The 14,041-nt window shown below is 54.1% G+C and carries 12 protein-coding genes and 1 tRNA gene; 4 read left to right on the forward strand and 9 right to left on the reverse strand.

The genetic code is table 11. The annotated features are described in order from the left end of the window. Positions 1–141: 141 nt before the first annotated feature. The 3 genes from WFP70_RS00005 to WFP70_RS00015 all read right to left on the reverse strand — a co-directional run bounded on the left by WFP70_RS00005 (position 142) and on the right by WFP70_RS00015 (position 2,293). Positions 142–218, reverse strand: a tRNA-Pro gene (locus WFP70_RS00005). Positions 219–290: 72 nt separating this feature from the next. Then, a complete protein-coding gene (yejM, locus tag WFP70_RS00010; protein WP_337022284.1) occupies positions 291–2,042 on the reverse strand; it encodes an LPS biosynthesis-modulating metalloenzyme YejM in 1,752 nt (583 codons plus the stop codon). Positions 2,043–2,065: 23 nt separating this feature from the next. Next, positions 2,066–2,293 carry a YejL family protein gene (locus WFP70_RS00015; RefSeq protein ID WP_034824987.1) on the reverse strand — a complete coding sequence of 76 codons (228 nt, stop codon included), beginning with the start codon at positions 2,291–2,293 and terminating at the stop codon, positions 2,066–2,068. 158 nt (positions 2,294–2,451) lie between these two features. On the opposite strand from WFP70_RS00015, the gene yejK reads away from it, so the two are divergent. Beyond that, on the forward strand, positions 2,452–3,456 hold the full coding sequence (gene yejK / locus WFP70_RS00020) for a nucleoid-associated protein YejK (RefSeq protein ID WP_167140348.1): 1,005 nt from the start codon (positions 2,452–2,454) through the stop codon (positions 3,454–3,456). A 56-nt stretch (positions 3,457–3,512) separates the two neighbouring features. Here yejK and rplY read toward each other — a convergent pair whose 3' ends face one another. Beyond that, positions 3,513–3,797: a 50S ribosomal protein L25 gene (gene rplY / locus WFP70_RS00025; protein ID WP_034824983.1), complete on the reverse strand. Its 285-nt coding sequence runs from the start codon at positions 3,795–3,797 to the stop codon at positions 3,513–3,515. Positions 3,798–3,925: 128 nt separating this feature from the next. Beyond that, positions 3,926–5,680: a DEAD/DEAH box helicase gene (locus WFP70_RS00030; protein ID WP_337022285.1), complete on the reverse strand. Its 1,755-nt coding sequence runs from the start codon at positions 5,678–5,680 to the stop codon at positions 3,926–3,928. A 168-nt stretch (positions 5,681–5,848) separates the two neighbouring features. Between WFP70_RS00030 and rsuA the strand changes: the two genes are divergently transcribed. From rsuA to WFP70_RS00045, 3 genes are all read left to right on the forward strand, one after another. After that, positions 5,849–6,571: a 16S rRNA pseudouridine(516) synthase RsuA gene (rsuA, locus tag WFP70_RS00035; protein WP_058961320.1), complete on the forward strand. Its 723-nt coding sequence runs from the start codon at positions 5,849–5,851 to the stop codon at positions 6,569–6,571. A 12-nt stretch (positions 6,572–6,583) separates the two neighbouring features. Next, on the forward strand, positions 6,584–7,774 hold the full coding sequence (locus WFP70_RS00040; RefSeq protein ID WP_034824979.1) for a Bcr/CflA family multidrug efflux MFS transporter: 1,191 nt from the start codon (positions 6,584–6,586) through the stop codon (positions 7,772–7,774). A gap of 416 nt (positions 7,775–8,190) precedes the next feature. Beyond that, positions 8,191–8,517, forward strand: a complete 327-nt coding sequence (locus WFP70_RS00045) for a hypothetical protein (RefSeq protein WP_034824977.1) — start codon at positions 8,191–8,193, stop codon at positions 8,515–8,517. Here the strand turns inward: WFP70_RS00045 and yejF are convergent. Genes yejF through WFP70_RS00065 form a run of 4 tightly spaced genes read right to left on the reverse strand, consistent with a single transcriptional unit; the run spans position 8,511 to position 14,032 of the window. Next, positions 8,511–10,100 (reverse strand): microcin C ABC transporter ATP-binding protein YejF, encoded by a 1,590-nt coding sequence (yejF, locus tag WFP70_RS00050; RefSeq protein WP_337022286.1) that lies wholly within the window; start codon positions 10,098–10,100, stop codon positions 8,511–8,513. The two genes, WFP70_RS00045 and yejF, sit on opposite strands and share 7 nt — an antisense overlap. Next, positions 10,097–11,122 (reverse strand): ABC transporter permease, encoded by a 1,026-nt coding sequence (locus WFP70_RS00055; RefSeq protein WP_166936103.1) that lies wholly within the window; start codon positions 11,120–11,122, stop codon positions 10,097–10,099. Before WFP70_RS00055 ends, yejF begins: the two co-directional genes overlap by 4 nt. Further along, positions 11,122–12,213: a microcin C ABC transporter permease YejB gene (locus WFP70_RS00060; RefSeq protein ID WP_337022287.1), complete on the reverse strand. Its 1,092-nt coding sequence runs from the start codon at positions 12,211–12,213 to the stop codon at positions 11,122–11,124. The genes WFP70_RS00055 and WFP70_RS00060 overlap by 1 nt, the downstream gene beginning before the upstream one ends. A gap of 10 nt (positions 12,214–12,223) precedes the next feature. Beyond that, complete coding sequence (locus WFP70_RS00065; RefSeq protein WP_337022288.1) at positions 12,224–14,032, reverse strand: extracellular solute-binding protein; 1,809 nt, start codon at positions 14,030–14,032, stop codon at positions 12,224–12,226. Positions 14,033–14,041 lie beyond the last annotated feature (9 nt).

Raw genomic sequence — 14,041 nt, forward strand, 5'->3', positions numbered from 1 at the left:
GACGATATCAAGGGCCTGACTGAGCTGCATAAAAAAATCCGGAAACGAAGCGTTTCCGGATTCTTACACAGCCACTGGATCGTTCAACTGATCCTTAACTGATCGGCATTAAGCCTTAAGGGCTGCTTTTTTATAGGATTTTGGTCGGCACGAGAGGATTTGAACCTCCGACCCCGGACACCCCATGACCGTGCGCTACCAGGCTGCGCTACGTGCCGAACGTGGAGAAGTAGTCTACTGGTTCCGCTCACGATTGCAATATGCGCAGGTTTTAACTGCCTCATAATTAATCAGTTTGCGGTAAAGCGCTTCTCTTCCGTCAATACCTGAAGCAGTAATGCCAGCTGCGGTTTATGATCCTTCAGTTTGTTACCCTGAGCATCGTAGGCGCTGTAACTGCCATTGTTATTCAGCACCAGCGTCACGGTTGGCGTAGTCACCACCAGTTTGCCCTCTTCACTACTGGCGACCCAGTTGTGGCTGCGCTGAGCAGCAAACAGGTCTTCACCCTGTGAATAGTTGGCCGGATTGGTGCGCACGTGCAGCAGACGTTGCATCAACGTCGTCATCACATCCTGCTGATCGGTCAGACGATCGATGGTCTGCGCCGGCGTATTCGGCCAGTGCACCACCAGAGGCACCCGTAACATTGCACGGTTGCCCGGATTATCATCATTATCCGGCGTAACCGCACGCTGGGCGGTAATCACCACCACGGTATTTTTGAGCAAATCGCGTTGCTGCAACGTCTGTAGCACGGCCGCAATTTGCTCATCAACGCTGTTAGCCTGGCGCAAATAGCTGCGCTGACGCGCTTTAATGCTTTCGCCAGTCACGTTGACGCCATCAAGTGAAATCCAGGAGAACCAGGGCGCACCCTCGGCTTTCTGGCCATTGAGCCAGTTTTGCCATTGGTTCACCGTCGTGCTGTTTGGCTGAGCCTCCGCCTCTGGCAGGCTGTAATCCGCTAACAGCGCCTGGCGATACAAGGGCTGGCTGAAGCCGTCGGAGGAGAACAGACCAAACTGATACCCCTGCGAATTCAGCGCACCAAGTAATGCCGAAGGCATGCGCGCAGCAAGTACGCCATCCATATAGCTGGAGGAGATGCCGTAGAACAGACCGAACATGCCTTTTTCCGGCGCAATCCCGGCACTGTAGTGTTGGGTAAAACGTACGTTGTCACTGGCAAACTGATTCAGCGATGGCAGTGCCTTATCCAGATTGTCATGACTCAAACCATCAACGGTCAGCAGCAGCAGGTTGTGCCGCGTGCCGCCATCGCGGAAGGTGATATCACTCAGCGGATACTGCACTGACAGCGCCTCAGGATCACCCTGTTGCACCAGACGACGCTGATACTCCTGCGCATCCAGCAAGCCATGACGTTCAAGAAAACGTCGCGCGGTCATCGGATAGGAGAGCGGCAGATTGGCGCGCTGCATGGTAATCGGGCGATAGAAATTGGCATCGGCCCAGATATACAACAGATGGCTGGCAAAGAAAGCACAGATAAACAGCGCGGCCAGCGGCTTACCAAATGAGCGTCGATTCAGGCTGCGCAGCTTCTGCCAGCTCCAGGTGGCAAACAACATCTCCACGAGGAAGATGACTGGTACGCTAATAAACATCAGCTGCCAGTCACGCGCCATCTCGCTTTGGTCGGGGTTGATGACCAACTCCCACACCACCGGATTCAGATGGAGGTGGAAGCGGTTGAATACCGCGCTATCGACCATAATCAGCGTCAGCCCGGCAGTGGCGATAATCGCCGACAGCACCCTAAGCAATCGCTGTGACATCACCACAAAGGTGAGTGGGAAGATAATCAGCAGATAACCGGCAAACACAATAAAGCTAAAGTGGCCAATCCAGCTGGTATAGGCATAAATACGGCCCGCAAGCGAGGCGGGCCAGTCGGCGACCAACAGGTAGCGGCTGCCTAAAATCAGCGCGAAGATGATGTTAAACAGGGCAAACCAGTGCCCCCAGCTGATCATCTGGGAGACTTTTTCGCGGTAGCGCTGCCGGTTGGTTACCATATTTATGAGGTCAGATCTGCAATTTAGTGGGCGTTGTCATCGCGAACGGAAGACTGCAACGCTTCCGCGAAAGATTTTGCCAGGCTGCGGCGCTGGGCCGGCGAGACACTGGTGTTAATCAAATTGGTTACCATGTTCCCTAACACCATCAGGGAAAGGTCGGTTGGCGCTTTGTCTTTTTCAAGAATCTGCGCCATCTGCGCGAGAAGCTTCTCTACGCGCTCGTCGCTATAACGGGATGATTGTGGCATATCGTCGACTAATCAAGTGTGAAAAGGCGGTATATTACCGTAACAACGCGCTTTTTTCCGCAATTATATCGCAAGCAGAGCGATCAGTTTGTGCGTGGAGTTGAAAGCAGCGGCGGGCGGTGTTTGAATACGCGCCTGAGCCCAAAGGAGAGTCTACCATGAGTCTGGATATCGACCAGATTGCCCTGCATCAGTTAGTTAAACGTGATGAAAATCAGCTTGAGCTGGTCCTGCGTGACACATTACTGCCGACTACCCGTGCGGTAGAAGAGATGGCGGAAGAGTTGCATCGGGTGTACAGCGCCAAAAGTAAGGCTTACGGTTTGTTCAATGAAGAGAGCGAACTGGCCGATGCGCTACGTAACTGCCGCAAAGGGCAAGATGACTTTCTGGCTTTCAGTCGTGCGGCGACCGGCCGTCTGCGTGATGAGCTGGGTAAATATCCATTTGCGGAAAGTGGCGTGGTGCTGTTCCTGCACTATCGCTATCTGGCGGTGGAGTATTTGCTGGTGGCGATGCTGAGCAGCCAGTCGAGCATGCGCGTCAATGAGCAGCTGGATATCAGCAGCACCCATTATCTCGATATTAATCATGCGGATATTGTGGCGCGTATCGATCTTACTGAATGGGAAACCAATCCGGAATCCACCCGTTATCTGACCTTCCTGCGTGGACGCGTCGGGCGCAAAGTGGCCGATTTCTTTATGGATTTCCTCGGTGCCAGCGTTGGCCTCGATACCAAAGCACAGAACCGGGGGTTGCTGCAGGCGGTAGATGATTACTGCGCGGAATCGAATCTCGATAAGAACGAGCGCCAGAACTATCGTCAGCAGGTTTACAGCTACTGCAACGACCAACTGCAGGCGGGTGAGGAGATTGCGCTGGAAGATCTTTCCAGTGAACTGCCGCCGCTGGGAGAGAAAACCTTCCAGGCCTTTACCCAGGAGCAGGGTTATGAGTTGGAAGAGCACTTCCCGGCTGACCGTAGCACATTGCGCCAGTTGACCAAGTTTGCTGGCAGCGGTGGCGGCCTGACGCTGAATTTTGATGCCATGCTACTGGGCGAGCGCATTTTTTGGGATCCCGCGACCGATACCCTGACCATCAAAGGCACACCGCCTAATCTGCGCGATCAGTTACAGCGTCGAACCGGCGGCAACTGATTTACAGGCAAAAAAAACGCCGCGTAAGCGGCGTTCTCTTTTCAACTCGTTGGCGATTAAGCGCGAACGAAGTCGATGTGGTGCAGTTTTGGCTTGAACGGGTGACGTTGCACCGCCTGAGCCTTAACTTTAACTTCTTTACCATCAACAACGATGGTCAGCACGTCGGTGTAGAACTCAGGCTTAGCCTGCAGGTTCATTACAACGTCGTGGTCCAGTTCGATAGCAACTGGCGCTTCGTTTCCGCCATAGATGATGGCTGGGAATTTATTTGCTACACGCAGACGGCGGCTCGCACCCTTACCCTGCTCTTTACGTACTTCAGCGTTGAAAGTGGTCATTTGATTTCTCTTCAATCATTTCTGCTACAGGCGACCCAGCAACAGACGGTTATTCATATGCTTTTACGGATGCAAAAGCGGGCGGCATTATAGCCGCAATAGAAGACGCGGGCAAATGATTCCGTCGTTTAACGCAGCTCATTCGCGCGTCGATAACGTCCCTGATAATCGAACATCTTCTCGCGAATTTGCCAGAAATGACCTTTCGCGCGTGCCACCACAAAATCGGGATGGCGCAGCAGTGGCTGCAATGCAATAACATCCGCAGCAGTTTGCCAACCGAGTTCCACGCCGGGTGCGCGCTGGTGTGGGCGCATAAACAGCTGCTCAAAGGCTTTGCGTTGTGCAGGCGTTTGCAAACGAAAACGCTCACTGACGCTGGTGCCATCTTCATCAAAGTAGGTCGCTTTCAGCCATTCGCCTTTCTCGTCGCGCCCTTGCTCCAGCGTCATGCCGCCGCAGCGCAGCACGCGTGCATCTTTGAGCTTTAACGCGGCTTTCAACATATCATCAGGGTCGACCATAATACGATCGCACTGATGACAGCGGCGGGCCGCAATATCGTTTTCTGCACCGCAGTCGGGACAACTTTTAAAGCGGAAGCGATAGTCGCACTGTTCACGATTGCCCTCATCATCCTCCATCACGCCCTGACAGCGACGGCCAAAATGTTCAATGATATGGCCATCTTCGGTGGTTTTTCCCCAGAAGGTATTGGCGAAACCACAGGCTGGGCAGAACACTTGCACCGGCTGATTGTCACTGGCGCCTTTTGGCGTGCCGACTTCAGGGGTAAAGAGATCGTGCGGATTGCCAGCATAATCGAGGATCAGGCAGTCGGTTTTGCCCGGCGACAAACGCAGGCCTCGCCCGACGATTTGCTGATACAGGCTGACAGATTCAGTAGGGCGAAGAATGGCGATGAGATCGACGTGTGGCGCGTCAAAGCCGGTGGTCAGTACCGCGACGTTCACTAAAAACTTTAACTGCTGCGCTTTAAATTCGCTGATCAAACGGTCGCGTTCTTTCACCACTGTTTCCGCAGATACCAACGCGCTGTTCTCGGGCAACAGAGATAAAACCTCACGCGCATGTTCTACCGTGGCGGCGAATACCATCACGCCACGACGATCCTCCGCGAACTCGACGATCTGTCTGATGATGTGCGGCGTCACGCGATTCTGCTGCTTCAGTTCACGATTGAGATCGGCTTCGCTAAATAAACCGTTATTTTGCGGGATCAGGCGGCTGAAATCGTACTGCACCACCGGCATGTCCAGCCGTTCGGGCGGCACAAGGAAGCCGTGTTTGATCATATAGCGCAGTGGTAATTCATAGATGCAATCACGGAATAGCGCGTGCTGATCGCCGCGCACCATGCCGTGATAGTGAAACTGATAAATCCAGCCTTTACCGAGGCGAAAGGGCGTCGCGGTGAGCCCCAGCAGACGCAGTTGCGGATTATGCTGCCGCAGATGGGCGAACAGCTGCTGATACTGACTCTCTTCGTTGTCGCTGATGCGGTGGCACTCATCGACGATCACCAGAGAAAAGGCGCTGTTGAAGCGATCCAGATTGCGCGCCACGGATTGCACGCTGCCAAATACCACTTTGCTTTCGCTTTGTTTGCGCTGCAAACCGGCGGCAAAAATATCGGCTTCCAGACCATACGCCTGATATTTGCTGTGGTTCTGCTCGACCAGCTCTTTCACATGCGCCAGCACCAGCACGCGGCCTCGGGCAATGCGCGCCAGTTCAGCGATCACCAGACTTTTACCGGCACCCGTCGGCAGCACAATCACGGCGGGCGTATCGTGGCGGCGAAAATGCTGGAGTGTGGCGTCAACCGCCTCTTGCTGGTACGGGCGCAGGGTGAAGGACATCTGAGCAAACTTTTTTTTCAAACGGGCACGCATTATGCCATGAAAACAGCTGAAACGCAGGCGCGGTACTGTTAGCAGGCGAAGGATCAAGCTATACTGCCCACACTTTTTTAACGGTTTAAAAACGCCGTTTCAGTTCCCTCCGTAGTAACAGGCAAAAGCGAATTCATGCGACTCGAAAAATTCATATCTCAGCAGCTGGAAGTCAGCCGTGCTATCGCTGGCCGCGAAATCCGCGCCAGGAAAGTCACCATTAACGGCGAAGTGGTTCGCGACGCGGGCTACAAAGTGTTGCCAGACGACGAAATCGAATACGACGGCAACCCACTGGTGGTGCAAACCGGTCCACGCTACTTCATGCTGAATAAGCCGCAGGGCTATGTCTGCTCCACTGACGATCCCGATCATCCTACCGTATTGTTTTTCATGGAAGAACCGGCTGCCTTTAAGCTGCATGCGGCGGGCCGTCTGGATATCGATACCACCGGTTTGGTGCTGCTGACGGACGATGGTCAATGGTCACACCGTATTACCTCTCCGCGCCATCACCTCGAAAAAACCTATCTGGTTGAGGTAGAAGAACCGATTGACCCTGCGTTGGTGGAGAAGTTTGCGACGGGGATTCAACTGCACAATGAGAAAGAACTGACCAAACCGGCGGTGCTGGAAATCCTCGATGAAAAAGCCGCTCGTTTAACCATCACGGAAGGCCGCTATCATCAGGTCAAACGCATGTTTGCCGCGATGGGTAATCATGTGTCCGCGCTGCATCGCGAAAGCATTGGCGAGATCGTGCTGGATGACGACCTGGCTGAAGGTGAATACCGTGAACTCACGGAAGAAGAGGTCGACAGCATCGGCCTGCCAGAAGAGCTGAAAAAACGCAAATAGCGGGAGAAAGCGGTGCGTAAGGAAAAGAATTCACCGGTAGGGTTGGTCGTGATTCTGGGATTGCTGGCGATGCTGATGCCGCTCTCCATTGATATGTATTTGCCGGCTATGCCGCAAATCGCACGCGAATTTGCCGTTTCGGCAGGCAGCGTGCAGATGACGCTGAACCTGTACATCCTGGGCTTTGCTATCGGGCAGTTGGTGTATGGCCCGCTGGCGGACAGCTACGGACGTAAACCGGTGATTGTGCTGGGCACGCTGATCTTTGCCTGCGCCGCGGCGGCATGTGCCTTGTCGCAGTCCATTGATCAACTGATCTTTATGCGCTTCCTGCACGGCTTGTCGGCGGCAGCGGCCAGCGTGGTGATTAACGCGCTGATGCGAGACAGTTACTCGAAAGAGGATTTCTCGCGCATGATGTCGTTTGTCATGCTGGTCACCACCATTGCACCGTTACTGGCACCCATTATCGGCGGTTGGCTGTTACTGCTGTGGAACTGGCACGCGATATTCTGGACGCTGGCTGTGGCCGCATTGATCACTACCGTACTGGTGGTGACGCAGATCCGCGAGACGCTCAAGCCTGAACAGCGGCAGCGCTTCCATTTGCGAACCACGCTGAGTAACTTCGTCGCGCTGGTGCGCCATAAACGTGCGTTCAGCTACATGCTGGCAAGCGGCTTCTCCTTTGCGGGATTGTTTACCTTCCTCAACGCCGGGCCTTTTGTTTACATCGAAGTGAATCACGTTTCACCGCAAAACTTTGGCTACTACTTTGGCCTTAACGTGGTGTTCCTGTTTGTCATGACGCTGATCAACAGCCGCGCGGTACGCCGCTTCGGGCCTTTGGCGATGTTCCGTATCGGACTGATCATACAGTTTGCGATGGGCATCTGGCTGCTGATTGCCAGCGCGCTGGATTTAGGTTTCCTGTCGCTGGTGTTTGGCGTGGCGATGTTTATCGGCTGCGTCTCGACGGTTTCTTCGAACGCGATGGCGGTGATTCTCGATGAGTTTCCGCATATGGCGGGCACCGCATCGTCACTGGCCGGTACTTTGCGCTTTGGCGTGGGTGCGCTGGTGGGGGCATTGCTGTCACTGGTGAGTATTAACAGCGCCTGGCCGATGGTGGCGACCATTGCCCTGTGCGCAACCGTATCCATTGTGCTGTTTAGCTACGCCGCACGTCCACGCCACGCGTAAATCTGCTCTTTCCTCTCACGGCGCGGTTGATCGCGGAGTTCACTGGTTTTTAGAGCCATTGAAATCGCGAATAAAAAACCGCGCCGTTATCACATTCTCTCTTGCAGTATGCGATCAATTCTTCACGTTCACTCGCGAATCCCCACATATTCGTTATGCTTAATGTTTCCATAATGTGAAAATTTAGGTGTAAAAAAGTAACTATATTGCGTCTAAAATGATTGTTAACTGCCGCCGAACAAGGTACACATAGGCATAAATGCGAGAAAGCTCGCAAATAATAACTTTGCTACATGCTTTGTGTTTAAAACGAGAAGGCAAACCTTGACGTCCGTATTCTGAGTTTACCAGGTAGGGATTCACTGCGTAATCGCCGTCGTCGTGAATAAGCGTTAACGTCTCTGGGGACTGTAATTATGCTGCAACTTTCGGTTATGCATCGCTTACCGCAACATTATCGTTGGTCAGCCGACCATGTCGGTGAAATTGAACGTCAGGAAGCGGTCAACGGTGTGCACGATGAAGATCTCGTCGCATTGCGTCTGTTAAGCCACGATGGCCATCCGGCGCTGGAAATTCTGCACCAGCTGCAAGAGACGCTGGCGCAGATTCAGGTCGAATGCAAAATTGCCCTGTGTGAAGGGCAGCCCTGTTTACTGATTCAGCGTGGCGACGAAAGCACTACCAACTGCTGCCTGAAAAATCAGGGCGTTGCCATCGCGGAAACCTTTGAAGGTCACTGAGTTAACGATTCGCCCTGCGCGGAGGCTAAAAGCTGACGCGTATAATCGCTGGCCGGTGCGTTAAACAACGCTTCGCATTCTCCCTGTTCCACCACTTCACCCTGGCGCAGCACAATTAGCTGATGGCAGAGTGCGCGCACCACCTGCAAATCATGGCTAATAAACAGATACGCTAACTGGTGCTGCTGCTGTAAACGGCGCAGCAGGGTGAGAATTTGCTTCTGCACTGAGCGATCCAGCGAAGAGGTCGGTTCATCCAGCACGATTAATTGCGGCTCCAGAATCAGCGCTCTGGCAATAGCGATGCGCTGACGTTGACCACCGGAAAACTCTGCGGGGTAGCGTGAACGGCTTTCCGCATCCAGCCCCACTTCCTGCATCACGGCGATCACTTTCGCTTCCTGCTCGGCGGCACTTAATTCAGGGCGATGTACTGCCAGCCCTTCTGCAATCACCTGCTGTACCGTCATGCGCGGATTGAGTGATGAGTTGGGATCCTGAAACACCACCTGAATATGCGGACGCAGCGGCAAAAGCTGTTTACGCGATAGGCTATGCAGCGGCTGACCGTCAAACCAAATCTCACCGCGCGCGGCAATCAAACGCAGCAGCGCCAATCCGGTGGTGCTTTTGCCTGAACCGGATTCCCCCACCAAACCAAGGCTTTCACCCCGGCGCAGTGTGAAGTTGAGATCGCTGAGCACGGTTTTTTCCGCCACGCTGCGTTTGAACAATCCGCGTTTAATCGGAAAGCCCACGTGCAGGTTTTTGACCTGCAGCAGCGGTTGGGTATCGATAAGCGGCACCGGTTGGCCATCCGGCTCTGCGGCGAGTAATTCGCGTGTATAGGGATGCTGTGGCTGGCTAAACAGTGGCTTGCAAAGGTTGTGTTCCACTTCCTGACCATTGCGCATCACCGTAACGCGATGCGCCAGCTGGCGGACGATATTGAGGTTGTGGGTGATGAATAGCATGCCCATATTCAGTTCACGCTGCAGTTCACGCAGCAAGCGCAGAATCTGTGCCTGTACCGTGACATCCAGCGCGGTGGTGGGCTCATCGGCAATCAGCAGTTTTGGTTGCGTCAGTAACGCCATGGCAATCATCACGCGCTGACGCTCTCCGCCGGACAGCTGATGCGGGAAATCGCCGAGGCGTGATGCTGCATTGCGGATGCCAACGCGATCGAGACAGCTAAGAATTTCGCCGCGCGCCGCTTCTTTGCGCATCCCGCGATGCAGAGACAGCACTTCATACAGCTGCTTCTCAACGTTGTGCAGCGGGTTGAGCGACACCATCGGTTCCTGGAAAATCATCGCCATCTGGTTGCCGCGCAGGCCGCGCATCTCGCGTTCGCTGGCCTGCAAGATGCTTTGGCCATTGAATAGGATCTCACCTTGCGGATAGGTCACAGGTGGTTGCGGCAGCAGGCGCATAATCGAGAGCGCGGTGACGCTTTTTCCTGAACCGGATTCACCGACCAGCGCCAGGGTTTCACCGGCCTCAATCTGCAGAGAGATATCTTCCAACACGCGGCGCTGATTGAAGGCCACGGCGAGATGATTGACGCTTAACAGGCTCATTTCACCCCCCGACTTGGATCAAAAGCATCACGTACCGCTTCACCGATAAAGATCAACAGCGAGAGGATCAGCGCGAGGGCGAAGAAGCCGGAAAGTCCCAGCCACGGCGCCTGTAAGTTGTTTTTGCCCTGTAACAGCAGTTCACCCAGCGAAGGAGAACCCACCGGCAGGCCGAAGCCAAGGAAATCCAGTGAGGTCAGGGTGGTAATCGAACCGCATAAAATAAAGGGCAGGAAGGTCAGCGTGGCCACCATGGCGTTCGGCAGCATGTGACGCAGCATAATGCGTCCGTCACTCACGCCGAGCGCGCGCGCCGCACGCACATAATCAAAGTTACGCGTGCGCAGAAACTCGGCCCGCACTACGCTCACCAGGCTCATCCAGCCAAACACCACGGTGACCAGCAATAGCCACCAGAAGCCGGGTTGAATCACACTGGAGAGCAGAATCAATAAAAACAGCGACGGCATACCAGACCACACTTCAATCAGACGCTGACCAACCAGATCGACGCGGCCGCCAAAATAGCCCTGCACGGCGCCGATCACGATGCCGATCACGCTGGAGAACAGCGTCAGTAAGATACCAAACAGCAGCGAGATGCGTGTGCCGTACAGTAAACGCGCCAGTACATCACCACCATTAGCGTCAGTACCCAGCCAGTTCTGCTTCGAGGGCGGAGAAGGGAAGGGCACATCCGTGGCGAAATTAATGGTGCTGTCACTGAAACGAATCGGTGCCCACAGCGCCCATCCCTGCTGATCGATCCGCTGTTTTAGCCACGGGTCCTGGTAATCGGCCGGGGTGGCAAAGTCGCCGCCAAAATCACTCTCGCTGTAATTGAACAGCAGCGGCATGTACCAGCGCTGCTGGTAGTGCACCAGCAGTGGCTTGTCATTGGCCAGTAACTCCGCACCGAGTGAAAGCACAAAAATGAGCAAAAAAATCCACAGCGACCAGTAACCACGGCGGTTATGGCGAAAGCGTTGCCAGCGCTGCTGGTTGATTAGCGATAAACCCATTAGCGCCCCTCAAAATCGATGCGCGGATCGACCAGCGTATAGGTCAGATCGCTGAGAATATTCATCAACAAGCCAATCAGCGTAAAGATATACAGCGTGCCAAACATCACCGGATAGTCGCGCTGAATAGTGGCATCGTAACCCAGCAAGCCGAGTCCGTTGAGGGAGAACATCACTTCAATCAAGACCGAACTGGTAAAGAACATGCTGATAAAGGTGGCAGGGAAACCGGCTATCACCAGCAGCATGGCGTTGCGAAACACGTGGCCGTATAAAATACGTTTTTCATCCAGTCCTTTGGCGCGTGCGGTGACCACATATTGTTTGCGGATCTCATCGAGGAATGAGTTTTTGGTCAGCATAGTGAGCGTGGCAAAACCGCCGATCACCGTGGCCAGAACCGGCAGCGTGATGTGCCAGAGATAGTCGCCAATCCTGCTGTACCACGGCAGCGTATCAAACTGCGGCGAGGTCAGACCGCGTAGCGGGAACCAGTCGAAATAGCTGCCCCCGGCAAACAGCACAATCAGCATGATGCCGAAGAGAAAGGCCGGGATGGAGTATCCAATGATGATAAAGGTACTGCTCCAGATATCGAAAGCGCTGCCGTTGCTCACTGCCTTTTTAATCCCTAACGGAATCGAGACCAGATAAATGATCAACGTACTCCACAAGCCCAGGCTGATGGAAACCGGCAAGCTCTCTTTGATCAGCTGCAGCACCGAGGCGCTACGGAACAAACTGTCGCCAAAATCAAAACGAATATAGTTCCACAGCATTTCGCCATAGCGCTGCAGCAGCGGTTTATCAAAACCGTAGCGGTGTTTGATCTCGGCGATCACCTCAGGATCAAGGCCACGCGCGCCGCGATATTGGCTGTCGCCCGGATTATCATGCGCCAGCGCACCGCGACCGCCGACATCTCCAGCACTACCCGAGGAAAAACCGGAGCTATGACCAAATTGCGCATTCGCCAGCGCCTGATCCACCGGTCCACCGGGCGCAATCTGCACGATAAAAAAGTTCAGGGTGATGATCGCCCACAGTGTGGGAATAATCAGCAGCAACCTGCGCAGGAAATAGGAACCCAAACCGCTCTCCTCAGCGTCTGTCGGCCGGCAATTGTGCGGCTTTGTTCACGTCATACCACCAGTTCTCTAACCCGGTTGCATACGCGGGTTTGATTTCAGGGCGGGAAAATTTATCCCAGTATGCCAGCCTCTGTTCGGCGTTGTACCACATCGGGATCATATAGGCATTCCATAACAGAATACGATCCAGCGCCTGACCCAGCGGCAGCAGCGCTTTTTCATCGCCCTGATGATCGACAATCTCCTGCACGAAATGGTCCACGATGGGATCTTTCACCCGAGGGGTGTTCCAGGAGGAGTCGATGTATTGCGACTGCCAAATGGTACGCAGGCTGGTGGAAGGCGAAGGCATTGCGTAATAAAGCGAGGGGATCATATCGTAATCGCCTTCGCGCAAACGGCGCAAATACTGCGAGCTATCAATTTGCCGCAACTCTACCTGAATCCCCAGACGCTGCAAGCTATGCTGGAACGGCAGTGCCCAGTCGTTCTGCGTGCCGCTGCGCATCAGCAGTTCAAAGCGGAAGGGCTGACCGGTTTTATCGTTCACCAGCTGCTGATTTTTAATCTGCCAGCCCGCTTCTTTCAGCAGCGTCATGGCTTTTAGCAGATTACCGCGATCGAAGCCGCTACCTTCTGAACGCGGCGGTGCGTATTCGTTGTTGAACACTTCAGCAGGCAACTGTGCTTTATACGGTGCCAGCAGAATGAGCTGGTCGGCTTTCGGGTAGCCTTTGGCTGCATAAGCGGTGTTCTGGAAATAGCTGTCAGTGCGTTTGTAGGCCCCGTAAAACAGCGCTTTGTTCATCCACTCGAAATCAAATGCCAGCGTCAGCGCCTCACGCACACGACGATCGGCAAACAGCGGTTTTTCATTGTTAAAGGCCAGCCAGCGAGTATCGGTAGAGACGGTATTTGGCGTGGTCGATTTCACGATGGCGTGGCTATCAAAGTTGCGCCCACGGTATTGTGTGGCCCACTTCTTCGCCGACCCCTCTTCGCGCAGATCGGAGGCGCCGGCTTTGAAGGCTTCGAAAGCGACGTTGTCGTCAAGATAATAATCGTAGCGCAGCGTATCAAAGTTAAAACGTCCCCGATTGACCGGCAGATTTGCCGCCCAGTAGTTTTTGACCCGACTGTATTGAATGAACTGACCTGGCTTATAAGACGTGATGCGATAGGGGCCGCTGGAAAGCGGGGGATAGCCGATCGGCTCGTTGAATTTTTTATTCTGCCAGAAGGCTTGCGGCAATACCGGCAGCGTTAACCAGCTCAGGATCATGTCCTTGTCCGGTTTCGGCATGTCGATACGCACGGTGAGATTGTTGAGCGCTTTTACTTCAACCCCACGAAACGCCACGCGAAATTGTGGCACCCCTTCGGTCATAAATTTCTGGAAGGTGAAGGCAACATCTTTCGCGGTGATCGGGCTGCCGTCCTGAAAACGCGCATGCGGATTGATGGACACTTCCATCCAGTGATAGTCGGATGGATAGCGGGCGGATTCAGCAATCAAGGGATAGTAGCTGCCTGGCTCATCATCGGAGGTGGTGAACAGCCCGTCATACAGCGTATCGGTGCCGACGCCAGGATTACCGCGTGAAGCAAAGCGATTGAAGTTATCGTAAGTGCCCACCACCGCGATGGTCATCTTGCCGCCTTTAGGCGCAGCGGGATTTGCGTAATCGTAATGGGTGAAATTCACCACATACTTCGGTTCGCCCAGCTTGGCAAAGGCATAACTCTCATTGATGGTTTCCGCATGCAGTGGCGCGATGGCGCTACAAACCAACAATGCGGTGACAAGACGCAGCAGCATAAGTGGGGC

It is taken from the genome of Pantoea sp. USMM079, from assembly GCF_037153115.1.
Lineage (GTDB): Bacteria > Pseudomonadota > Gammaproteobacteria > Enterobacterales > Enterobacteriaceae > Pantoea > Pantoea communis.